The organism is Pseudoteredinibacter isoporae (assembly GCF_040372805.1).
GTDB classification, from domain to species: domain Bacteria; phylum Pseudomonadota; class Gammaproteobacteria; order Pseudomonadales; family Cellvibrionaceae; genus Pseudoteredinibacter; species Pseudoteredinibacter isoporae_A.
Map to the genome: position 1 here is coordinate 981,734 of NZ_BAABWJ010000001.1, position 23,773 is coordinate 1,005,506.

Consider the following 23,773-nt stretch of genomic DNA (forward strand, 5'->3'; position numbering starts at 1 on the left):
AGCGACAAACGAGCAGCAAGAACGATTATTTTTGGCTGAGAACTGAAGCGGCGATTTTGGTGAATGCGAACACAGCACACGCTGCGGTGACAATGCTGGGGCCCGTTGGTACATCCCATTGAAATGAGGCGAGCATGCCAACCGCGAGTGCCAGTAGTGCGCTGCCCATAGCGGTGAGAGCCATTTTTCCTGGTCCATTGGACAGCATGCGGGCACTGGCAGCAGGAACAATCATCAATGCCGTAATGAGCAAAGCCCCGACAAGCTTCATGGCCATGGCAGTAATAAAAGCAATCGCGATCATCAAGATGACCTTATGGCGTTCCACAGCGATGCCTTCCACTTTTGCGAGATCTTCGTTCAGGCAGAGACAAACCAGAGAGTCCCAATGGCGAATCAAGTAAATTGCCAGAATGGCACCACAGAAACCCAGGAGAATGACATCTCTGAGTGTGGCAGCAAGCAAGTCGCCAAAAAGGTAGCCGTATAAATCCACGCGCCCGGCGCCAGCCACACTGATGGCGATGATGCTGATCGCGAGGCTACCGTGTGATAGCACCCCTAACCAGGTGTCGCCACTCAGTTGACTGTCCTGGCGAACCTGGGACAAAAGCAGTGCCAATACGACACAGCTCATCACAATGGCCAATTGGGGAGAAACGCTAGTGACTAGACCCAGTGCCACTCCGAGCAGGGCGGCATGGGCCAGAGCGTCGCCAAAATAAGCGAGGCGACGCCAGACAACGAAGCAACCCAGCGGGCCGGCCATAAGCGCAATAAAAATTCCGGTGAGAATCGGGGCGAGTAGTAAATCCAGCATATCAGTGATGGTGTTTGCAAGAGTCGATGAGATCGCCGTGAACACCGTGTTGGTGATCGTGGTGGTGGGTATACAAGGCAACGTTGGCCGCTTGCTGTTGTCCGAACAGTTTCAGGTATTCAGGGTGTAAGCTGACTTTTTCAGGGTGGCCATGGCAGCAGATGTGTTGATTCAAGCAAATGACTTCATCGGTAGCGGCCATCACAAAATGCAAATCATGGGAGACCATCAGTACCCCGCAATTGAGTTCATCGCGAAGCTGGGCTATCAAGCGATAGAGTTCAGCCTGGCCATTCACGTCGAGCCCCTGGGCGGGCTCATCTAAAATGAGAAGTTGTGGCTGTTGCAAAATTGCTCGGCAAAGCAGGACCCGTTGCAGCTCGCCTCCGGACAAAGATTGCATTGGGCGTTCGAAAATACAACGGACATCCGTTTTATCAGCACTTTCAAAAAAGTGTTCATCGCGCCGTTGATTCAGCGACAAAAACGCCATCACGGTGATTGGGAGGCTGGCATCGAGATTGAGCTTTTGGGGCATGTAGCCAGTGCGCAGGCCTTCCTGAACCTGAAGGCCCCCGCTGTCAATTTGGGTCAATCCCATTAGGGCTCGAATCAGAGTTGTTTTACCTGCGCCATTCGGACCAATAAGACTGACGACTTTACCGGCCTGCAACGTCAGGCTGGCGTTGTCGACGAGGGTTCGCCCTTGTCGGTGTATAGAGAGCGCGTCAGCTTGTAGGAGAAAACTTTCAGTCACTTCCTGCCTCCCGGCAGTGCTGGCACAATCCGCTGAGTTCCATATTCTGTTGGCGGATGTCGAAACCGCTACGCTCCTGCAGTTTTCCGACAGGCGCCTGGAAACTCTCTGGATCTACTTCGATGGCAAGATTACATGAGGTGCAGATTAAGAAATAGCAATGGTGTTCATGACTCGGATCCTGACAGCCGATATAGGCGTTCAGTGAATTGATTCGATGAATCAAACCCAGTTCAAGCAGGAAATCCAGAGCCCGATAAACTGTTGGCGGTGCAATGCGTTTCTGCTCGCCCTCGGCCAAGCCGTCCATAATGGTGTACGCTCCAACCGGGCGATGGCTATCCCAGATGAGCCTGAGTACTTTTTCCCGAGTTTTGGTGAGCTTTTGCTGCTTTTCTTTGCAGAGTTCTCGGGCAGCACCCAAGGCTGCGTCAATACAGGCCTGATGGTCATGGTCCGGATGTGCGACTGGGGAGTCCATATTGCTTAGCATAGGCAAAGTGTCCAACTGATATCGTGTTACAATATAACATAACGATCAATCTTGAGGTATGTGGTACACATGTGGAGTAGTTTGCAGCGGCTGGTTCTGCTGTTTTTGATGGCGCTTCCGGCGAGCTGGGCCGATGAAGAAAAACCTAAGGTGTTGGCCAGCATCGAGCCTCTGGCCAAGATTGCGCGCGAGCTTCTGGGGGATTCGGCCGAAGTCGAAGTGCTGCTTCCTGCGGGGGCTAATCCTCACCAATATGCGTTGAAAATCTCCGACTTGGCGCGTATTAAGTCCGCATCTCTCTTGATATGGAATGGCCCTGGGCTTGAACCCTATTTGAGTGTGGCTGTGGACAAAACCGACGTAGCGCACATTAATTTTCAATCAGACACAAGTCATAACTCAGGTTTGCATGAAGACCCGCACTACTGGTTGAGTCCCAGACGAGCGTCGGCGATGGCCGCTGCGATGGCGCAACACTTGAACCTTTCTGAGCAGCAACTCCAGGCCTACCAAGACGAGCAGGATGCATTGTTGAAGCGCTGGCAAGCCCGTCTGGCTGGGAAGAAGCTGGCGGTCTACCACGACGGCTATGATCATTTAGCCAAACCTTTTGGTCTTGAAGTGCTGGCAGCGGTATCGGCGGGTGAAGGTAAAGGCATCAGCATTGCCAAGCGGATTCAATTAAAATCCCAGTTAAAGGCGGCCAGCTGCCTTTTGGCTGAACCCTACAGTGAGGCTGAGCGAGCCAGGCAATTGGCCAGTCAAGAAGGCTTGAAGCTGGTGTGGGTAGACCCGTTGGCGAACGAGGGGGGCGAATCGTTTTATCACCCCTGGATGGAGAGCATGATGTCGAATCTTAGCCACTGTTTCGACGACGTTGTCGAGGGATAGATAATAAAAAGGCCAACATCATTGTTGGCCTTTTTATTGGAAATTACTGCTTCGGTGGCAGCTGGAACTGACGCTCGGCTTTTACCGTCATCTTACGCTCCAGCTTAGCGTTCAGCTTATTGGTTAACTCTTCATGCTGTGCTTCAAGCTCAAGCAGCTTGGATTCAGTGGTGCTGGTAGTCATTTTTTCTACCGCCCAACTGTAATTCGCGCCTGCTTCAGCAATGGCAACGGCGATATTGGATACCGCAACTTCCTTGGCCATAACACTGGGTACAAACAGTGCTAGGGCAACGTACAAACCAAGTTTTTTCATACTGTAGCCCTCCTTTCTAAAGGCAAAAATAAAAGTGACCCGCTTGGTTTCACTGATCACTTGGAATTCAAAATACGAGCGAATTGATTGGTGTTACTTCAAATCAATTCGTTTTGTTACTTTGCGTTACATATTGTAGTCGCTGTTCAATAAATGCGCTAGATGGGTTAATGGTAAAGATTGGTAAGGCTTATATTACAGGGCTGTAACGTAAGTAAATACAAACCTTATCTTATGAGGTAAATGTTAAATTTGGCGTAACAATGGGTAACAAAAGGGAAGTTGCGCAGCCCAATCGGCGGTAGACCCAATGCTGGGGCAATCTAGTGTATGCTTCGCTATTTACCCAGCAAGAGACACCCTATGTCGGACACTCAGCAGGCCCCACTGGTTTTGGTGGATGGCTCTTCTTATTTATACCGCGCTTTTCATGCTCTCCCCCCACTTACGAATTCAAAAGGTCAGCCCACGGGTGCTGTAAAAGGGGTGATCAATATGCTGAGGCGACTGCAAAAAGATTATCAAGGCAGTGAAATTGCGGTGATTTTCGACGCCAAGGGCAAAACCTTTCGCGATGACATATACCCGGACTACAAGGCCAATCGTCCGCCTATGCCCGATGAGCTTCGCAGTCAGATAGAGCCTATTCATTCGATTATCCGCGCTATGGGGCTGCCCTTAATCGCCATTCCCGGTGTTGAAGCGGATGATGTGATTGGGACGTTTGCTGAACAGGCCACAGGCATTGGAATGGATGTGGTGGTGTCGACGGGCGACAAAGATATGGCCCAGCTGGTCAATCAGCACGTAACCTTGGTTAACACCATGACCGAGACCGTCATGGATATAGCGGGCGTGGAAAATAAATTCGGTTTGCCTCCGGAGTTGATCATCGATTACCTCGCGCTGATGGGCGACAAGGTCGATAACATCCCAGGCGTGCCAGGTGTCGGCGAGAAAACCGCATTGGCCTTGTTGCAGGGGCTGGGCGGCTTGAATGATATCTACGAACGACTGGATGATATTGCCGCGCTTGGTTTTCGAGGCTCCAAAACCATGAAGCAGAAGCTGATCGACAATCGTGAGCAGGCCTTCCTATCCTACGAATTGGCCACGATCAAGCTGGACGTGGATATGGACATGGGGCCGGCAGACCTCAAACAATCTGCGCCTGAGCAGGACGTCTTGTTGGATCTCTTTCAGGAAATGGAATTTAAATCCTGGGTCAGTGAACTGGCAGATGCAGACGGTGCAGAAATCAGTGAGAACATCGCAGCGCCCAAGATTGAGGACGTGGATTATCAGATCATTCTGAGTGAAGAAGAATTGATGCCCTGGTTGGATGTGCTGCAAAAGGCTGAGTTATTTGCCTTTGATACCGAGACCGACAGCCTTAACTATATGCAGGCGCAATTGGTAGGTGTGTCCTTTGCAGTGGAGGCGGGGAAAGCCGCTTATGTACCCTGTGCTCACGATTATCTGGATGCGCCCAATCAAATTGATAGGGAGCGCTTACTTACTCTATTGAGGCCTATTTTAGAAGATCCAGACAAAGCTAAGGTGGGGCAAAACCTCAAATACGATAAGAGCGTATTGGCCAATTATGGTGTAGAACTCAATGGCATTGCCTACGACACCATGCTGGAGTCTTATTGCCTGAACAGCACCGCGAATCGTCACGATATGGATACCCTTGCTAAAACCCACCTCGACGTGGATACCGTGCACTTTGAAGATATCGCAGGCAAAGGCGCCAAGCAGCTCACCTTTAATCAAATTGAACTGGATACCGCCGGCCACTACGCTGCGGAAGATGCGGATATAACTTTGCGTTTGCATCAGACTCTTTGGCCTCAGTTGCAAGAGGACGAGGGTCCGTGTTCGGTATTTGAGAAGATCGAGCTGCCTTTGGTGCCTATTTTGTCGAAGATCGAACGACAGGGGGCCTATTTGGATTGTCAGCGCTTGGGCCAGCAAAGCCTGGAGCTTGCTGAACGCATGAGCACTCTGGAAAAGGACGCTTTTGAACTGGCTGGTGAAGAATTCAACTTGGGTTCGCCCAAGCAGCTGGGAGCGATTTTGTTTGAAAAGCTTGAGTTGCCGGTGATTAAAAAGACTCCCAAAGGGGCGCCGTCTACCGCTGAAGAAGTGCTGCAAGAGCTGGCGTTGGATTATCCATTGCCGAAGCTGTTGATGGAGTATCGTGGGCTTTCGAAGCTGAAGTCGACTTATACCGACAAATTGCCGCAAATGGTACAGCCGGAAACTGGGCGAGTGCACACCTCTTATCACCAGGCTGTGACGGCGACAGGGCGCTTGTCGTCCTCCGACCCTAACCTCCAGAATATTCCGATTCGAACCGAAGAAGGGCGTCGTGTGCGCCAAGCCTTCGTTGCTCCAGAGGGTTACAAGATTGTGGCCGCGGATTATTCCCAGATCGAGCTTCGCATCATGGCTCATCTCTCCCAAGATAAAGGTTTATTGAATGCCTTTGCCCAGGGGCTGGATGTGCACCGGGCGACAGCCGCAGAGGTTTTTGATTGTGATATTGATGCGGTCAGTACAGAACAGCGCCGCAGCGCCAAGGCGATTAACTTTGGTTTGATCTATGGGATGTCCGCCTTTGGCTTGGCAAAGCAACTGCATATTGGCCGTAACGATGCCCAGCAGTATATGGACTTGTATTTTGAGCGTTATCCGGGTGTGCAGGATTATATGAACGATACCCGTGCCCTTGCGGCTGAGAAGGGCTACGTGGAAACCTTGTTTGGTCGCCGCTTGTACTTGCCTGAGATTAATTCACGCAATGGAATGCGTCGCCAAGCCGCCGAACGAACGGCCATCAATGCCCCAATGCAGGGAACGGCAGCGGATATCATCAAACTGGCCATGATTTCGGTGAACAGCTGGCTGGAAAAAAGCGGTCTGGATGCCCGCATGATCATGCAAGTTCATGACGAATTGGTGTTAGAAGTGGCCGAATCAGATCTCGATGCGGTCACGGCTGGTTTGGTCGAGGCGATGTCAGGTGCGGCAAATCTTGATGTACCTCTGGTGGTAGAGGCGGGAGTGGGTGATAACTGGGATGAAGCCCACTAAGCCCAGGCATAATCGATAGAGAAAGTGAAAAACATTAAAAATTTGTCATGTTTGGGGGAACTTCCCCGAATGGGCCGAGTCATAAGTAACAGTTAATGTGACTCTCCTCTCTATTGATTAACTGAAATTTCAGTACTTGCTAGAATGTTAAGCGACCCCGGCCGGATGGTACGGGGTTTTTTATTGCCTATCGAAAATACGGGTGTTTATCATCACTCTCGCAGTGCCAGTTCCCAGGCAATAAAAAACCCGGCGCCAGGGCCGGGTTTTGATCACGCGTTGGGTTAACTTAGAAGTTGTACTTCGCGGTCAAACCGTAAGTGCGTGGCGCCTGTTGAATGAAGGCGCTCAAGCTGTTGGTCTGGAAGGTCGACGTGAATGACGCGTAGCTTTCATCGTCAGTCAGGTTCTTGCCCCACAACTCCAGGGCCCAGCTACCGTCTTGGGAACCAATGCCAATGGTTGCGTTAATCAAGCTGACATTCTGCTCACTCAATGGCTCATTCGAGGACTGGCGGAAGTAGTCAGAGCGATAATTACCACTCACGTTAGCGTTGAATTCCAGATCGTCGGTGATCGGCTGATTGTAGGCAACCAACAGTGACGCGCTGAAGTCAGACGATTGAACAACACGCTGTCCGGACAGGTCGTTGGTATTTGCTGCTTGACCGGCAAGTGTTTGCGCAATCGTGATTGGGCCATCTGGGAATTCGTCATAAGTAACGTCTTGCCATACTGCACCACCACTGATGAACCAGTTTTCGGATGGTTTGAAGGCGAAATCAAGTTCCAGACCTGTACCTTCGGTCTTGGCCGCATTACGTACGACAAAGCCGGTGCTGGTAAAGCTTTGGAATTGATAATCTTCCAACTCTTGAACGAATATTGCAGCATTCAATTGCAGGCGGTTATCCATCAAGCGAGACTTGAAACCAACTTCAAATGTATCAACCAGTTCAGGCTGGAAAACCACAACGTTGGGATCAGCAACCACTTGGCTGTCCGGGGTTGTGCTTGGTCCGGCACGATCGAGGTTCAAACCACCCGACTTGTAGCCACGGGCAAAGCGCGCGTAAGCACTCATGTCTTCATTGAACTGATAGTTTACGCTCACAGTCCCGGAAATGTTGTCATCAGCGTAATTCGCGGTAAAGGGCTCATAAGGTACAACCAATTGCACACCGCGAGCGCCAGCGGCCAATTGTTGTGCACCGCCCACCAACGCGGCCGAACCTGGATCACCTGCTGCAGCACCTGCCTGAATGGCTGCCAAGGTGCCATTCACAACATCCGTTGGAGTGCCCAGCGGGAATAAGCCATTTTGAACGGCCAGAGCTGCTAGGTAAGCATTGGTCAAGTCCTGGGAATTAATACGTGACCATGGGTTGTTGTAGTCTGGGATGTAATCCGCTTTTTTCTCTTCGTCAGAGTAGCGCAGACCCAGAGTGAAGCTCAGGTCATCATTAACGTTCCAGGTAGCCTGACCAAAGAAGGCGAAACTTTCTGCGGAGTAATCGTTACCGCTGCCACCTTTGCCGTCTGCACCGAAGTACAGAGAACCGATTTGAGCAGGGGAAATATTACCCAGCGCGGCTTGACCCAGTTCAGCAAGCGTAAACAGGTTGGCACCGTTGGTAGGATCGGCATCGAGAGAGGTTAGTGCGTTTACATAAGCGCGAAGATCGGCTCCGAAAGGTAATGGCGAGTTGTATTCAATCTCTTGATCAAATACGTAGGCGCCAACGGTCCAGTCGATGGTGTTTGAACCTGTGGAAGCCAGACGAATTTCCAAACTCTTTTCGTCATTATCGAATGTCTGGATACGGCTCAGGATATCGGCTGAGTTGTGGTCGGCATCCAGAGATTGGAAGTTTTCAAAGTTTCGGCTTGACGCAATAACGGTTAACGCGGTTTCACCTAAATCCCAGTTCAGCTCAGCCGAAATGCCTTTGTCATCAATCTTGTCAATATAAGGCTGGTCAGAGGCGAACTGGCGGTCGAATACGTCGCGAATGGTTGCGCCCGGCAAGTTGGAATAGTTAATCGGCGTTGCTGACAGGCGTGCAAATTGAGAGCCATCAACAAAGTCGATTGCATTTTGCGCGGGACCGTAAAGCAGTGGTGTGGCGGCGCAACAGTTTTCATCGCTGTGAGACTTGTCGGCAATAATGCGCAGCGTGGCGTCATCACTGATGTCCCACAATAACTGTCCGCGGATGCTGTAGCGATCACGGTTTTGAGCTTCTGCGCCGGTGAATGGGTTATCCATAAAGGCATCGCGTTCGTGCCAAGAGCCGGAAATACGGCCAGCCAACTTGTCTTCTACCAGTGAACCGGTCGCAGACGCGCGTACTTGCTTGTAACCGTAGTTACCAACACTGACTTCCATGGTACCGCCAGCTTCATGGGATGGGGCTGCAGTACGCACACTGACAACACCCGCAGAAGTGTTACGACCAAACAGGGTACCCTGTGGGCCTTTCAATACTTCGATGCCTTCAATGTCCACATAGTCCGACATGGCTGAACCAGGACGACCACGATAAACGCCATCAATAAAAATACCGACGGACTGTTCGAAGCCAGCGTTGTTGCCCGAGGTACCCATACCACGAATATAAATAGAGGTATCGGATGCACCGGTTGAGTTATCGATACTCAGCGAGGGGGCAATTTGAGTTAGGTCATTGATATCACGAACTTTGGCCTGATCCAGAGAATCGGCGCTATAGCTGGATACGGAAACGGGTACTTCGAGAATTGACTGCTCTCGTTTCTGAGCATAGACAACGATTTCTTCAAGCTCGGTGCTTTGTTGTGCAAATGTTGAGCTTGCTCCTACAGCCATGGCTATAGCTGTAGCCAACAATGTTGGTCGGTGGTGTAGTGTCATGGTGACATCCTCTGTTGCAACTTCATTTTTATGTTTATTAGGGAATTTGCCTGGCTTTTGACTGCCAGTTTGCAGAATCTTTTGGTTTTTACGTCCTTATTATTAAATTATTTGGACGCTTGTTTGAGATTACCGCATTCGTTAAGAAATGCAAATAAACAGTGGCTATGACGAGTACTTTTTCGGATGAATATGGCGACGGTTTTTTATACAAAAAACTTTATATGTTAGGGTGTTCTTCGCTTTACTGGACGTCTTGTTCGATTCTTAACCAATTGTCGAGTTTGGTTTCGAGTTCTTTGATGCCGGTTTTCTTGAGGGAGGAAAAAAGTTGTGCGCTGACAAGGTCTTCAACCTCGGCGTCACGGAGGTGTTTGCGTACTTTTAGCAGCGTACTTTGTGCGGGGCCTTTTTTGAGCTTATCGGCCTTGGTCAGCAGGATGTGGACAGGCATCTCTCGATCAATGGCCCAGTTCAGCATCATAGTGTCGAATTCCTGCATGGGGTGGCGGACATCCATAAGCAAGATGAGCCCCTTTAGACATTGGCGTTCTGCAAGGTATTCCGACAGGTGCCTTTCCCACTCTTTCTTCATGGCCAGTGGCACTTTCGCGAAACCGTAACCAGGGAGATCTACCAATCGTTGTGCTTCCGTCAGCTCGAAGAAGTTAATCAGCTGAGTGCGGCCGGGGGTCTTACTGGTGCGCGCCAGTTTATGATTCTGGCACAGGGTGTTGATGGCACTGGACTTGCCAGCATTGGAACGACCGGCAAAGGCTACCTCGGCACCTGTGTCAGTTGGACACTGACGAATCGTAGGGGCACTTTGGGTAAAAATAGCGTCGCTGTATTTGATCTGGGCCATATCCGGCTGCAAAACCCTTTATAAATAGTGTGTTATCAATGAGTTGTGTATATAATGTCGCGGCTTTGGCCTCGGTGAGGGGGCGCATTGTAGCCTGTCGAGTGCAGGATACCAAGTTGCTGTCGATGACGGCGGATGCCCCTGCTCTGGTTCCAATCGGGTTTGGTTCCATGATTAACTTAGGCAAATTACGCACTCGGTGAGCTGGCCGTCTACAATAGGGTCTAGCCATGCCAATGCAGCAGGTTTATAAGTGATAGTCTCGCCTGAGAGGCGAAATCATAACCGGATTACGGATTAGCCAATGAAGAATCTATATAAATACGCCCTTGTATCCTTAGCAGCCTTAGCGACTGCCCCTTCCGCGATGGCGGCGGGTGATGCCGCTGCGGGTGAAGCAAAAACCGTCGTGTGTGCCGCTTGTCACGGGAAAGATGGCAACAGTGCTGCACCTAACTTCCCCAAACTGGCTAATCTGGGTGAAAAATACCTGATCAAACAAATGCAGGACATTAAATCCGGTACCCGTCCGGTGCTGGAAATGACGGGCATGCTGGATGCGATGAACGACCAGGACCTGGCTGACATCGCAGCTTACTTCAGCAGCAAGAACATGCAGCTCAGTGGTGCCAAGGAAATCGATGTGCAGTTGCAGTCTGGTCTGCGTTCAGAAGATCCTATTGCCTTCGGTGCAAAAGTGTATCGCGCTGGTAACGCTGAATCCGGTACGCCGGCTTGTACGGGTTGCCACTCTCCACGCGGTCAGGGCAATGCCCCCGCAGGCTACCCTCGCTTGAGCGGTCAACACGCGGATTACATTGAGAAGCAATTGAAAGCCTTCCGCAATGGCGATCGTGTAAACGATGGTGATAACAAGACCATGCGCAGCGTTGCTCAATATATGACCGATGCTGAAATTAAAGCCGTGGCGAACTACATTGCTGGTTTGAACTAAGCACGAGCTTACGGCAGAATTTCCCTGAAGGCGGCTTTAAGCCGCCTTTTTTGTGCCGACGAGTGAGTCTGCACTTTCCGTATTCGTTGAGTACTCGGAACTACACTAAATTTAGCTGTCTAATGCTATCTACCACAGTTTATGGAGAAGAAATATGCGTGCCATTATGGCTTTAGCTGCGATGCTGTTTTCCCTTACGGCTTTTGCCCAATACGAAGTAGGCAAGGATTACATTGAGCTGGCGGTTCCGCTGAAAACCGGTAGCGATAAGATTCAGGTGGACGAATATTTTTCGTACAGCTGTGGTCACTGCTACAAATTTGAACCGGTTATTTCTCAGTGGAAGAAAACCCTGGCTGATGATGTTGAGCTGGTTCAAACACCCGTTGCCTGGCAGTTGGTCAACAAAGGCCAGCGTGGGTATGCGATGGTTGCTCTGGCGAAAGCGTTCTACGCTGCCAAGGCGCTGAAAGTCTTGGACAAGGTGCATATGCCTATCTTTGATGGCATTTTTGTCGAGCAGAAAAACATGTCTGACGAAGATGAGCTGAAAGCCTTGTTTGAAAAGCATGGTGTTGATCCGAAGAAGTTTGAAAAGATCTTCAATTCCTTTGGTGTTACCACTCAGGTTCGCGTTGCCCATTCTCGCTCTCGTGGCGCCAAAATCTCAGGCACACCAGAGATTGTGGTTGATGGCCGCTATGTGGTGAGTGCTCGGAAAGCGGGTGGTCAAGGCAATATGCTGAAGATTACGGATTTCCTGATTAACAAGATTCGCCAGGAAAAAGCGGCCAAATAAAAGCTGCCGACAAGACGCGATACAGAAGGCCCTACGGGGCCTTCTTTCGTTTCAGAACCCTTCCATTGTGTGCGCTTTTCATTCGTATCGACATGTCCTTTGTTCTCTCAATTTTCTGCGCTTCCCGCCGCTAGCAACTGATATCTATGCCTGAATTTTATGGCTAACCCAGGCGACGGCGAACACATGACAAGCAGCGATCAAAACTGGAAAGAAAAATACCTTAACCTTATCGATTCCAACGAGCGTCAAAAGAAGCGTTTTGACGACCAACAGGACAGCTTGAAGAAGGCTCTGGGTCGCTTAAGTGTGGCTGCGACGGGTTTGGATGAAGAGTTGGATAAGCGTCTGGATGATCTGCGGCGCCAGTTGCGCAGCGCTCAGCCCAAGCCCTTGGGCCCTTTGCTCAGCCGGCTGGATGCCAGTGTGGTGGCCTACGACAGTCGACGGGATCAACGTGCCGCGGCCAGTCTTGAAGCGCTCAAATCAGTAAGTGAGCAGTTACAAACAATCTCACGAGACAAGCAAGCTGACAAGAGGCTTAAACGCTTTAGGCGTGGGCTCAAGTCCAGAGTCGAGCAGCAATATCAGTACTCGGTTATGTTGGAAGAGCTGGCCGATTTACAGAGTCAGGTAATCGACAGTGTTGCGTTAGGGCCATCCGGCTTCTGGGACAAGCTTAAGAATAAGCGCCAGGTCATCCCGCTTGAAGAAACCTCCGAGGACGATGGGGAGGAAGTCCAGGATCAACAACTTGCACCGGATAGGGCCGCAGAGGAATCTCTCGATCAGACTCAGCCGCTTGAGCTGTCAGACCCTCATGCTGAATCTAGGGCCAGTGTTGACGGCGCTGCTACTGCGAGCGCTCGTCAAGACGACATGGGTATTGAAGGGCAATTCCTGAGCCGGGTAGAAATCGAAGCCGAATTGGAAGCGGGTTTGGATCGTCCCAGGAAAGAGCCTGCATTCAGTCGAATCTCCAATCATATTACCCGTGTATTGACTGAGTTGCTCGACGGTTTGCAGCCGGAAGCGTGTGTTGCTGCTCAGGCTTTGCGCGCCCAGAATCGTATCGCCCGGGGCTTGAATTGGTACGAACTGGTTCCGACCTTGGAAGACATTCGCGACCTCATTATGCAGGCGTTTTTGGCGGCTGAATTGAATTTCCAGAATTATCTTCAACAGTTGAACAGTGAGCTTGCTTTAGTGGGGGAGTCTCTGGGAGTGGCATTGGAAGTGCAAGCCCAGCAGGCTGATGCTGATATTGCCTTGCAGGACACGCTTAATGCGGAGATTGATGTACTCGAGCACACCGTAAAAACGGCGGGCAGCGTCGATGAACTTAAAACCATGCTCACAGGCAACATCGCAACTTTACGTTCGGCTGTTTCACAGCATGGTGATGCTCAGCAGAGCGGCGGTCTGCTGGAAGAAATGCGTCAGCTTCTCGGGCGTGTCAAAGATATGGAAGAGGAAGCCCAGCAACAGGAGCAAGCCTTGCAGGAGGAGCGTGAGCGCGCCCAAAGTGATTCTCTGACCGGTTTGCCGAATCGGGAAGCCTATTTATTGCGCGCTGAACATGAAATCCAGCGCTGTCGTCGATACGGTCATGGTCTGGTATTGGCGGTTTGCGATATTGATCATTTTAAATCGTTCAATGACAACTACGGCCATCAAGTCGGCGATCGGGTTCTCAAGCTGGTGGCGAGGGCGATCAGCCAGAGATTGCGACAGGTGGATTTTATGGCGCGTTATGGGGGGGAGGAATTCGTATTGCTGCTGCCGGAAACCGATGAAGCGGGAGCGTTAACGTTACTGGATGAAGTGCGCGGTATGATCGCGGAGGCTCCCTTACGCTTTCGGGATGAACCGGTGCGTTTAACAGTATCGTTTGGCTTGTCCGGATTTCGCGAAGACGATGACCTGAGTGCGGTTTTCTCTCGGGCTGATAAGGCCCTCTATCAAGCCAAAAATGACGGTCGCAACAAATGTTGCGTCTTTAGTCAAAGCTAGCGCTAAAAAGTCGCTTTTCTTTTCGGTATGGTATTCGCTAACCAAGAACAATAATTAATTACTGGAAGCGAATATGATCCGTTTTAAATCCCGCCTTGCGGTCATCACTGGTGCTGGCTCGGGCATCGGTCGAGCTTTGGCTCTGGCCCTTGCAAAAGAGGGCGCCTCACTGGCCCTTGCTGATATTAATGAAGATAGCGTTGCGGCTGTTGCACAAGAAGCTGAGGCGGCCGGCGCCCCCAGCGCCAAGCACTGGGTTCTGGATGTTGTTGATGAAAACGCCTGGTTGGCATTTGCGGATGAGGTTGAGCAAGCGCTGGGCATGGCGGATTTGCTGTTCAATAATGCGGGTATTGCTCGTGTGGGCCGCTTTGAACACACCGAATCTCCAGCATTTCAAAAAGTGGTGGATGTTAATTTCTGGGGGGTGGTTTATGGCACGCGGGCATTCCTTCCACAGATAAAACTCCGTCAGGGGGTGTTCGTTAATATCTCCAGTCTCTTTGGATTGATCGGCGTACCCGGGAACACCCACTACTGCGCGAGTAAGTTTGCGGTGCGTGGGTTTAATGAATCGATTCGCCAGGAGTTTGCGGAATTCGGCGTGCACGTCGCCAGTGTGCATCCCGGTGGAGTGAGTACCAATATAGCGAACAGTGCCGAGTTTGATGAGGGCAATGAAAGCCGCGAAGAGCTGCTCAAGCGCAGCAATGAAAAATTCCTGGTGATGCCGCCAGAAAAAGCCGCCGATATTATTTTAACGGGGGTACGTAAGCGTAAACATCGCATTCTGGTTGGCAACGACGCCAAAATTCTATCCTTTTTTCAGCGTCTATTGCCGGCCTCCTATCCGAAAGTGCTGAAGCGTTTTTTAGGGGAGGATAATCGTTCAGCATTAGACCCAGGCCCTATTCAGGCGCGTTTGGATGCGCCCTCTCTGCGGTCTCGTTTTTTCAGTTGGACGATTCGCAAAAACTTTAAAGCAAAATTTTCCGATACCTCTAAACCGTGGGACTCTGCCAAAATTCGTGCGGCGGTTAACAAGGCCAGCCGCCTCAAGTCCATGCCAGATGTGGTCTGTGACGATGTGGATATCGCCGGAGATGATGGCCAGGCCGCGGTAAGAGGGCAATGGCAGCGTCCCAAGTCGGGTGATTGTAGTCACACCATTTTGTATTTGCACGGCGGTGGCTATGTGTTCTGCTCCATCAAAACCCACGCGAATATGACCCGCGCCTGGGCAGAACAGGCGGGTGCGCAATTATTCAGCGTGGACTATCGCTTGGCGCCGGAGAACCCATACCCGGCAGCGTTGGAAGACGCGCTTGCTGCCTACGAGTATTTGCTGGAGCAGGGAATTGACGCTAGCTCCATTGTCGTGGCGGGTGATTCCGCTGGGGGCGGCTTGAGTACTGCCTTGTTGCTCAAGTTGAAAGCGCAGGGGCTTCCTATGCCGGCCGGTGCTCTTTTGTTATCGCCTTGGGTAGATTTGGCTGGCACAGGAGCCAGTCTGCAGGCCAATACGGAATCCTGTGCATTTTTCACCGGCGATATGATTCGTAATGCCGCTGAGCACTATGTGGGAGATGATGATCCACTGAATCCGTTTATTTCTCCGCTGTATGGTGAGCTGTCCGATTTGCCGCCGCTTCGGATCTATGTCGGCAATACGGAGGTATTGGAAGATGACTCCCTGCGCATTTTTGATAAAGCTCAGGAAGCGGGTGTTGATGCAGAGCTTCGGGTTTGGAATGATCAACCCCACGTTTGGCCCGTCTTTTACCCTTTTTTCCCCGAGGCCAAACAGACCGTTGCTGAGATGGCTGAATTTAGCCGCCGAATAACCCGTAGCGCCAAGGACTAAAGAGATCGCTTGTTATGGCAAAGATATTTATCACGGGGGCGTCATCCGGGCTTGGTTGGTATATGGCGTTGGAGTTTGCTCGTCGAGGTCATGGTCTGGCATTGGCGGCCCGTCGGATGGAAAAGCTCGAGGAGTTGGCGGATCGAATCCGTCGTGAATTTCAAGTGGAGGTTTATGCCTATACGCTGGACGTCCGGGATGAAGAAGCCCAGAGAGCCGTGATGGCGCAGGCTCGCCAAGATCTTCACGGTTTGGATGTCATCATTGCGAATGCCGGAATCGGGGAAAGTTCGCCTATTGGCAAAGGTGATTTTTCCAGTACCCGGGCAACGATCGAAGTCAATGTGATTGCCGCCATGGCGACATTGCATCATGGCGTGGAGCTATTGAGGGAACAGGGGGCCGGGCAGTTGGTCGCCATCAGTTCAGTTGCTGGTGAACGGGGAATGCCCGGAGCCGCTGACTATTGTGCGTCAAAAGCAGCGATCAGCTGTTATACAGAGAGCCTTCGCTTGGAATGCCTGAACGAGAATATCGACATCACTTTACTCAAGCCTGGGTATATCGATACCCCCATCAATCAGGGGGCTGCGAGCCGGCCATTTCTGGTGGGGCCGGAGGTCGGCGCCCGGGCTTTGGTTGATGCCATTGAGGCCAAATGCCCACGTAGCTACATTCCCAGCTGGCCCTGGTGCGTGGTCGCACGTCTGTTGAAATGGCTGCCAGGCCGTTTGTTGGCAAAAAGCGTTGGCTGAGCATCGCCTGAAGCACCGTTGAACACTGGATTCGTTCCGCTGGGAGCTATTGCGGACGTTCCAGTGAACTTTTCAACAATATCCTACCTAAGAGCTATTGTGTGAAACCCCATAAAAGCGGAGTTTGAGGGTGTCACGCATGCGATACATTTAGGGTATACTCTCGCCCTTTGACTTATCGTCCAGAGAATGGCCCACAACGGCCCAAAAAACACACCACACCGTGGGCTCTAGCGGCTTTTACAGTGTAGTAAGAAGCGACACAATCTATGAAAAAACAAGTTTCATTACTGGCGGCGTCGATTATCGCTCTGAGTGGTTGCGCCCATAATGATGAGAAACAAAATCAGTTTTCCTTTGATCGCATTCTCCAATCCGACGATCCTTACGTTGCAGCAGAAGCCCCTAAGGTGGAAGTCAAAGACGATAACGTACGCAAAGCAACGGATACGATTTACAAAGGCAATGATCGCCAGCTGAATCTTCCCAAGGCTCGCCCCGCTATTCGCCTGGATGGCGATGCGGTCCAGATGAATTTCGAAGGCGCGCCTTTAGCGGATGTTGTCCACGCGATATTGGGTGATACCCTGAAACTGGATTATGTGATCGAACACCCAATCAAGGGCAAGATTACTCTACGAACTCGCAGCCCGATTCCCCGAGACCAATTGCTGGAAGTTTTGGAATCCCTGCTGCACGCCAACGGCGTGTTGATGGTTCGAGATCCGAATGACCGCTATTTTGTGTCGTCGTCCAAAGCCATTAAGACCATGGTGCCTCAGTACGAAAGCCCGAACAGTCAAGGGGCTGGCTTCTCGACCACGATTATCCCTTTGCAACATATCGGTGCGGCCGAAATGGCGGATATTCTTCGCCCTGTAGCCGGAGATGCCTCTTTTGTTCGAATTGATGTGGCGCGTAATATCCTGATTATGGCCGGTACTCGCGTGCAGATGTCAGGTTGGGTGGACATTATCAATGCCTTCGATATTGATACTTTGAAGGGCATGTCTGTTGGTGTGTTTCCGATCGAATACGCTGAGCCTGCAGAAATTGAAGCGGCGATCACCCAGATTATCGAGAGTAATGGCGAAGAAGCAACGGCGGCATCCAAAGTCGTTAAGCTGATCCCCTTGGAGCGGTTAGGCAGCTTGCTGGTCATTACACCCAGAGCGAGCTTGCTTGAGCAGGTAAAAACCTGGATCAAGCGTCTTGATATTGTGCCTGACAGCGGTGCAGAGCCTCAGCTCTATGTCTATCCGGTTCAAAATGGTACCGCCAGCCATATTGCGGATTTGCTGGGCCAATTGTTTGGCAGCGGTAACGGTGGCAGCTCCAGCCGTTCAGGTGTTGCGCCGGGCATGAAACGTCAATCGGTGACCGATTCAGCAAACAAAGGCAGCACGGCCTCCAGCAGTAAAAAATCCTCCAGCGCCAACAAAAGGGGCGGCGGCAGCTCCAGTGTGTCGATTGAAGGTGATATCAAAGTTGTTGCCGATGAAGATAACAATGCTTTGCTGATTTACGCCACCAGCAAGCAATACCGTAAAATTGAACAAGCCATGAAGAAGCTGGATGTCTCGCCAGCTCAAATCATGATTGAGGCCAGTATCATCGAAGTCACTCTGAACGATACATTAGAGTATGGTTTGGAGTGGTCCTTTAAAGGTGGCTTTGGGGGTGGTGATCAAGGTTTGGGAGGATTGGCGAATACAAGAAATGCACCCGCAGCCATCCGTCCAGGGTTCTCCTATTCATTGGTGAATTCGGCAGGTAATATCCAGGCAATTTTGAACGCCCTCGCCACCGATTCTTTGCTGAACGTGATTTCTACACCGTCCGTTATGGTGCTGGATAATAATGAAGCGAAGATCAAGGTGGGCAGCCAGACTCCGGTCCAGGTAGGAAGCTCGACAACCTCTACGGGTATTGTGACCAATAATATTGAGTTCAAGGATACGGGGGTTGATTTGGAGGTGACGCCTTCGGTTAATGCGGGGGGGATGGTCACGCTTGATATTTTGCAGAAAGTGTCAGATGTTGGCGCGCAAGATGAAGTGTCTGGTCAGAGAAGTTTCCAAACGCGTGAGATTCAAACTCGAATCGCTATTCGTTCCGGTGAGTCGGCGGTTTTGGGTGGTTTAATTCGGGAAAACAAAACCAATGGTTCCAGCGGTGTGCCGGGTCTGCACAGTCTTCCGGTTGTTGGAGCCTTGTTTGGTAAGAAGAGCACGACTTCTGTGAAGACGGAGTTGCTGGTGATTCTTACTCCGCGGGTATTATTTAATGAGCAGGACATGCGTGATATCAGCCGTGAGATGCGTGCTCGAATCAGCGATTTGAGCCTGCTTGAAGGCAAATACTAAACATAGATTTGTAGGTGAAAAGTGATCGATATTAAAAAAACAGCCGTGTTATTTGCTGTTGCTGTGAGCAGCGGTTGCGCAGGTTTGATGCAAGACAATCGCACCCCTGAAGAAATTGTCGCCGAACGCGCTCAAGAGCGCTACGACGGTTTGATGCAGAAAAATATGGAAGGTTTGGGTGAAGCGTTTAAATTCACCACGCCTTCATTCAGGCAGTACACCACTCCAGAACAGTACAATGCTCGGGTTGCTGGGCGTGGTATGTGGAATGCTGCCAAAGTAAACAAAGTGACCTGCGAAGAAGACGTGTGTGATGTGGTGATCGATGTAACCTACACCTCTCCACAGTTAGGGTTGCCCATTACTCGCCCGCTTGATGAAAAGTGGATCCGTATTGAAAACCAATGGTGGGTTTACCACAAGTAAGCGATGGCTGTGCACATGATGATTAAAAAGAGTTTGAAAGTACTGGCCATGTTTTCCCTGTCCAGTTTGGCCATCGGCGACGCGGTACTAACGGCGGGTGATATTGTTGTTACGGAATCCGATGTTAAGTATTTTATTGAGCAGGGCATTTCTGCCGATAAACGTAAGGCGGCTTTGGCAGATAAGGATATTTACCGTCAGATTGCCGAAAATTTGTTTCTCACTAAGAAGTTGGCCTCACTAGCGAGCAATGATAAGTCTATCGACGTCGAACGTATTCGTTGGGTAGGGGAATATCAAACGGACAACGAGTTGAAAGAGTCGGTACTCGCCAAGGTAGCTGAGGCTTCTTTGGGCAGTGTTAACTTTGATAGCATGGCTAAAGACATTTATGAAAAAGAAAAAGCGTCATTTATGTCTGAAGAGAAAAACCGTGTTTCGCACATTCTGGTGAGCAATAAGCTTAAGAAAGACGAAGAAGCACTTGAACTTGCAAAAAGCTTGAAGGCCCGTATTGAAAAGGGCGAAGACTTTGCGGCTTTGGCAAAAGAGTTTTCCGATGATCCTTCCGCGAAAATCAACTCGGGCGATGTGGGCTTTTTCGGGGCAGGTAAGATGGTGCCTGAATTTGAGGCTGCCGCCAAAAAAATGAATAAGCCTGGTGAGATCAGCGATCTGGTGAAAACCCAATTTGGTTACCATATTCTGAAGTTTACCGCTCGTCTTGATCCAATACAGAAGCCCTTTGAAGAAGTAAAGCCGTTGATCATTCCTGAACTGAAACAGCGTCTGGCCGCGAAGTTCCGCCAAGACTTTGTTCAATCCGTGCTGAGTGGAAGCAAACTGGAATTTGATGAAAAGTCTTTGAAATCCCTGCAGTCCAGCTTCGGCTCTAAGTAATATTACGTGTAACTTTGAATGAGCGGAATTGATACTAGCCGTGTAGAAACGGTATTGCAGGTGCAAAACCTCAGTAAAGCGTTTCCAATTTACGATAATCCCGCTCGCCGCCTAATGGAACTCATGCTTCCTTGGGCGGCTTCCTCTCCCAATCAATACCAGGCGTTGGATGATGTCTCATTTTCTCTTAAGAAAGGGGAAACGGTGGGAATCGTGGGTCAAAACGGCGCTGGGAAATCAACGTTATTACAGTGTATATGCAATACATTGACGCCCAGCTCTGGTGAGATTAGCTGTCAGGGTAAGATCGCCGCTTTGCTTGAATTGGGTGCTGGTTTTAATCCCGAGTTTACCGGTCGAGAAAATATCTATTTAAACGGGTCTATTTATGGCTTGAGCAAGGAGCAAATGGATCAACGTTTTGACAGCATTTGTGCCTTCGCGGATATCGGTGAATTTATTGAACAACCTGTTAAAACCTATTCCTCAGGCATGTTTGTGCGTCTGGCTTTTGCTGTCATTGTTCATGTTGATGCTGATATTTTGATCATTGATGAAGCCCTTGCTGTGGGGGATGCACTGTTTTCCCAAAAGTGCATGCGTTTCCTGGAAGACTTCAAAGAAAGCGGCTCGATCCTGTTTGTCAGCCATGATTCCAGTGCGGTTACTCGACTCTGTGATCGGGCGATCTGGTTGGAAAAAGGCCGGCTGCGCTGTGAGGGGACAGCCAAGGAAGTGACGGAGGGTTACCTGGAGCACATCTATGCCAAGCAGCAGGATATATCCATCAGTACTTTTCAGGCACCGAGTGATGAAGCCCCCGAAGCCATGGCTGAATTTGAGTATTGGCATGATGGGCGGCGGGATTTTCTGGCCAGTTCTTCTTTAAGAAACGATATCAAGCTGCAACCTTTTGATACAACAAGTTCATCGTTTGGAACCGGAAAAGCTGAGATAATCGACGTTTTTCTAAGAAATGAAGACGGAAAGAAGTTATCGTATGCCGTTGGCGGCGAAAAAGCCGTGGTGGAGATACGCTTTCGGGCCTTTGAGGACCTTGAGAGTGTGATCGTCGGCTTTCTGTTTAAAACAATTCAAGGACAAGTTCTGTTTGGTGATAACAGTTACCTGAGCCTGAAGAACAGTCCGGTGGTTGTCAAAGCCGGAAGCGTATACAAGGCACAGTTTGCCATCAGTCTGCCCTACTTGGTCTCTGCGGAGTACGTAATGTCAGCGGGTGTCGCCAGTGGTACGCAAGATGAGCATGTGCAACATTGCTGGTGTCACGACGCTCTGGTGATGAATGTGCTAAGTGATCACATGGTGCACGGCCTGATCGGTGTGCACATGTCCTATTGCCAGATTAAACCCGTGTAGCCTCTGGGCTGCGCAGACTCCAATCAGAAAACGTTAGTATGTTAGCATTTTGGACCCACAGATCCTTGATCTTCGGATTGAGCAAACGCGAAGTCTTAGCCAGGTATAAAGGGTCCTGGTTGGGGATGCTGTGGAGTTTGATTACACCCATATTATTGCTGTTGGTGTATATGTTCGTATTTGGGGTGATATTTCAGGCGCGTTGGCCGCAATCCAATGGCGTAGATGAAAACTTTGCCGCCTTGTTGTTCAGTGGCATCGTCATTTATATGTACTTTTCGGAACAGCTCACCAGTTCGCCAACTCTGATATTGAGGCACAGCAACTTTGTAAAGAAAGTCGTGTTTCCACTGGATGCCCTGGCGTGGGTGTCCGTGTTTTCCTCTCTTTTTCACTTTTTATTGTCCTTGCTGGTCTTGCTGGTCTTTGTGGCGATATGGGGCAGTGGTTTAAGCCTCAGTTTACTGTCAATGATACCGCTAACCCTGGTGCTCAGTATTCAATTAGTGGCCTTGGTGTGGTTTGTGTCTGCTCTGGGTGTTTTTGTTCGAGATACCGTGTATGTGGCGACATTTTTATCGACCGCCTTGTTTTTCCTGAGTCCCATATTTTATCCCATTGAAGCCGTTCCCGAATCCTTTGCTCGAGTGATGGAAGTTAACCCACTGAGTTTCTATATTGAAGCAACACGCACCATTGTCGTTTTGGGTGAATGGCCAAATTGGGTGGCCTTAGCTAAAGCGACCGGGTTAGCGTTGCTCAGTTATGTACTTGCTTTTCTGTTTTTTAATCGCGTAAAGCGCGGCTTTGCTGATGTACTTTAAGGAGCGATTTGAAATGGAAGAAACAAAACAGAACAAGGTATTAGTGATCTCAGAGTCGAAGCGGCAGCCCGATGAGTTGGCCCATGGCTTTGAATTGCATTATATGGACTATGCGTTTAACGCAGAACCCTCAAGGAATGGGCTCAGTGCCTGGGGTGATGATGGCCTTATACAGGTAAAAAATGAGTGTGAAGGGTTTGCCGGAGTTTATCGACAGCAAGCATTGAATCGTCTACTGGCTCAAAAAATATTGAGTCTCAGGCCAAACCGGGTTCTGATCATTGGGGCCAATGGGGCCAGTATTGATTTACTTCGGGTGGCGACCTTAATGGGGGTTGCGGCGGATCTATTGATTGATGGTGCTGCTCCCCAGTCATTAAGTTCAGCCGAAGGCAAATGGTTAAACGCTTGCCTTAAGAGCGCAGCAAACATTTATATTGCAGATGACAAGGTTACAGAGGGTTGGCGCAACTGCTGCGAAACCGTCTTGCAGCCCTGGGGGAGTGATTGGGCGCGGGAGACGCTGGCGGAAACGAGCTTTGAGTTCGACTACAGTATTTATGAATTCTGTTTGCGCGACCACCCACTGCTCATGTCGATGCAGCAGGGAGATGTTAGACACTTCGAACACTGTAAGCAGGTGCTGGATCTAGGTTGCGGTGCGGGCTTGTTCCTGCAGTTACTGGAGGAACAGGGTATTGCCGCATGTGGGGTAGAGCGCGATCCCATCGTTGCCGAATATGGTCGGGCGACAGGTCTGAATATTATGTGTGACGACGCTCTGAAATATCTGGACTCTGGTACGCAGGATATTGATGGTATTTATTGCTCTCACTTTGTTGAACACTTACCCATTGAACTCGTTGAGTCGCTGATTGAGCAGATCGCAAATTGTTTGCCCAGCGAGGGTATCGCCGTATTGACCTTCCCCGATCCGGAATCGATTCGTTCGCAACTGCTTGGTTTTTGGCGCGACCCTGAACACGTTCGCTTTTACCATCCCGAGCTGATTAGCACCATCGCGTCTGTGCATGGTTTGAGCCTTGAGTGGAGCAGCTATGATGAGCAGCCTCATCAGGTGTTCCCGTTTGCTGAAACACCTGAGCCCATTGATTTTCCCACGCAGCCGGAAGAACGTATCGCGGCTCCCCAATCTTGGTGGCAAAGAATACTGTCGCGACTGGGCATTGCCAGTCGAGCTGAACTTCAGGATGTCCACGTTCTTAAAACAACATTGGATAGACAGCAGCAAGCCCTTGTTCAACTAAGAGACCGAACCGAAAAACTTTGGCAGATTAACCAGACCTGGGCTTGGAATGACAATGTTACCCTCCGATTTCGCAAGCGGTAATAATGGTCT

General features: G+C 50.3%; 20 protein-coding genes. 14 read left to right on the forward strand and 6 right to left on the reverse strand.

Annotated features, from left to right (window positions below; all coding sequences use genetic code 11):
* Nucleotides 1-25: 25 nt before the first annotated feature.
* From ABWW03_RS04415 to ABWW03_RS04425, 3 genes are read right to left on the reverse strand one after another with little or no spacing between them, the layout of a single operon-like run.
* Nucleotides 26-901 carry an iron chelate uptake ABC transporter family permease subunit gene (locus ABWW03_RS04415; protein ID WP_353406613.1) on the reverse strand — a complete coding sequence of 292 codons (876 nt, stop codon included), beginning with the start codon at nt 899-901 and terminating at the stop codon, nt 26-28.
* Nucleotides 822-1,577 (reverse strand): zinc ABC transporter ATP-binding protein ZnuC, encoded by a 756-nt coding sequence (gene znuC / locus ABWW03_RS04420; RefSeq protein WP_353406615.1) that lies wholly within the window; start codon nt 1,575-1,577, stop codon nt 822-824. Before znuC ends, ABWW03_RS04415 begins: the two co-directional genes overlap by 80 nt.
* Nucleotides 1,570-2,070 (reverse strand): Fur family transcriptional regulator, encoded by a 501-nt coding sequence (locus ABWW03_RS04425; RefSeq protein ID WP_353406616.1) that lies wholly within the window; start codon nt 2,068-2,070, stop codon nt 1,570-1,572. The genes znuC and ABWW03_RS04425 overlap by 8 nt, the downstream gene beginning before the upstream one ends.
* A gap of 69 nt (nt 2,071-2,139) precedes the next feature.
* Between ABWW03_RS04425 and ABWW03_RS04430 the strand changes: the two genes are divergently transcribed.
* A complete protein-coding gene (locus ABWW03_RS04430) occupies nt 2,140-2,961 on the forward strand; it encodes a metal ABC transporter substrate-binding protein (protein ID WP_353406617.1) in 822 nt (273 codons plus the stop codon).
* Nucleotides 2,962-3,004: 43 nt separating this feature from the next.
* Here the strand turns inward: ABWW03_RS04430 and ABWW03_RS04435 are convergent, their stop codons facing one another.
* A complete protein-coding gene (locus tag ABWW03_RS04435) occupies nt 3,005-3,277 on the reverse strand; it encodes a hypothetical protein (protein ID WP_353406618.1) in 273 nt (90 codons plus the stop codon).
* A gap of 363 nt (nt 3,278-3,640) precedes the next feature.
* Here ABWW03_RS04435 and polA point away from each other — a divergent pair, with 363 nt between their 5' ends.
* Nucleotides 3,641-6,376 carry a DNA polymerase I gene (gene polA / locus ABWW03_RS04440; protein ID WP_353406619.1) on the forward strand — a complete coding sequence of 912 codons (2,736 nt, stop codon included), beginning with the start codon at nt 3,641-3,643 and terminating at the stop codon, nt 6,374-6,376.
* A 289-nt stretch (nt 6,377-6,665) separates the two neighbouring features.
* Here the strand turns inward: polA and ABWW03_RS04445 are convergent, their stop codons facing one another.
* Together ABWW03_RS04445 and yihA are read right to left on the reverse strand one after the other, a co-directional pair.
* Complete coding sequence (locus ABWW03_RS04445) at nt 6,666-9,269, reverse strand: TonB-dependent receptor (protein ID WP_353406620.1); 2,604 nt, start codon at nt 9,267-9,269, stop codon at nt 6,666-6,668.
* A 244-nt stretch (nt 9,270-9,513) separates the two neighbouring features.
* Entirely contained in the window at nt 9,514-10,134 is a 621-nt protein-coding gene (gene yihA / locus ABWW03_RS04450) for a ribosome biogenesis GTP-binding protein YihA/YsxC (protein ID WP_353406621.1), read from the reverse strand.
* Nucleotides 10,135-10,172: 38 nt separating this feature from the next.
* Between yihA and ABWW03_RS04455 the strand changes: the two genes are divergently transcribed.
* The 12 genes from ABWW03_RS04455 to ABWW03_RS04510 all read left to right on the forward strand — a co-directional run bounded on the left by ABWW03_RS04455 (nt 10,173) and on the right by ABWW03_RS04510 (nt 23,764).
* Nucleotides 10,173-10,337 carry a hypothetical protein gene (locus tag ABWW03_RS04455; RefSeq protein ID WP_353406622.1) on the forward strand — a complete coding sequence of 55 codons (165 nt, stop codon included), beginning with the start codon at nt 10,173-10,175 and terminating at the stop codon, nt 10,335-10,337.
* Nucleotides 10,338-10,438: 101 nt separating this feature from the next.
* Nucleotides 10,439-11,089, forward strand: coding sequence for a c-type cytochrome (locus ABWW03_RS04460; RefSeq protein WP_353406624.1), 651 nt, complete (start codon nt 10,439-10,441; stop codon nt 11,087-11,089).
* A 154-nt stretch (nt 11,090-11,243) separates the two neighbouring features.
* Entirely contained in the window at nt 11,244-11,888 is a 645-nt protein-coding gene (locus ABWW03_RS04465; RefSeq protein WP_353406626.1) for a thiol:disulfide interchange protein DsbA/DsbL, read from the forward strand.
* 186 nt (nt 11,889-12,074) lie between these two features.
* Nucleotides 12,075-13,901 (forward strand): GGDEF domain-containing protein, encoded by a 1,827-nt coding sequence (locus tag ABWW03_RS04470; RefSeq protein ID WP_353406628.1) that lies wholly within the window; start codon nt 12,075-12,077, stop codon nt 13,899-13,901.
* 73 nt (nt 13,902-13,974) lie between these two features.
* Nucleotides 13,975-15,765 carry an SDR family NAD(P)-dependent oxidoreductase gene (locus tag ABWW03_RS04475; RefSeq protein WP_353406630.1) on the forward strand — a complete coding sequence of 597 codons (1,791 nt, stop codon included), beginning with the start codon at nt 13,975-13,977 and terminating at the stop codon, nt 15,763-15,765.
* Between the two features lie 14 nt (nt 15,766-15,779).
* Complete coding sequence (locus tag ABWW03_RS04480; protein WP_353406631.1) at nt 15,780-16,520, forward strand: SDR family oxidoreductase; 741 nt, start codon at nt 15,780-15,782, stop codon at nt 16,518-16,520.
* A 269-nt stretch (nt 16,521-16,789) separates the two neighbouring features.
* A complete protein-coding gene (gene gspD, locus ABWW03_RS04485) occupies nt 16,790-18,886 on the forward strand; it encodes a type II secretion system secretin GspD (RefSeq protein ID WP_353406633.1) in 2,097 nt (698 codons plus the stop codon).
* 21 nt (nt 18,887-18,907) lie between these two features.
* Entirely contained in the window at nt 18,908-19,312 is a 405-nt protein-coding gene (locus ABWW03_RS04490) for a hypothetical protein (protein WP_353406634.1), read from the forward strand.
* A 15-nt stretch (nt 19,313-19,327) separates the two neighbouring features.
* Nucleotides 19,328-20,212: a peptidylprolyl isomerase gene (locus ABWW03_RS04495; protein WP_353406636.1), complete on the forward strand. Its 885-nt coding sequence runs from the start codon at nt 19,328-19,330 to the stop codon at nt 20,210-20,212.
* Between the two features lie 18 nt (nt 20,213-20,230).
* Nucleotides 20,231-21,589, forward strand: a complete 1,359-nt coding sequence (locus tag ABWW03_RS04500) for an ABC transporter ATP-binding protein (protein WP_353406638.1) — start codon at nt 20,231-20,233, stop codon at nt 21,587-21,589.
* Nucleotides 21,590-21,627: 38 nt separating this feature from the next.
* The gene (locus tag ABWW03_RS04505; RefSeq protein ID WP_353406639.1) at nt 21,628-22,413 is read left to right on the forward strand and encodes an ABC transporter permease; all 786 of its coding nucleotides are present in this window, start codon (nt 21,628-21,630) and stop codon (nt 22,411-22,413) included.
* A 13-nt stretch (nt 22,414-22,426) separates the two neighbouring features.
* On the forward strand, nt 22,427-23,764 hold the full coding sequence (locus tag ABWW03_RS04510) for a class I SAM-dependent methyltransferase (protein WP_353406640.1): 1,338 nt from the start codon (nt 22,427-22,429) through the stop codon (nt 23,762-23,764).
* Nucleotides 23,765-23,773: the final 9 nt, after the last annotated feature.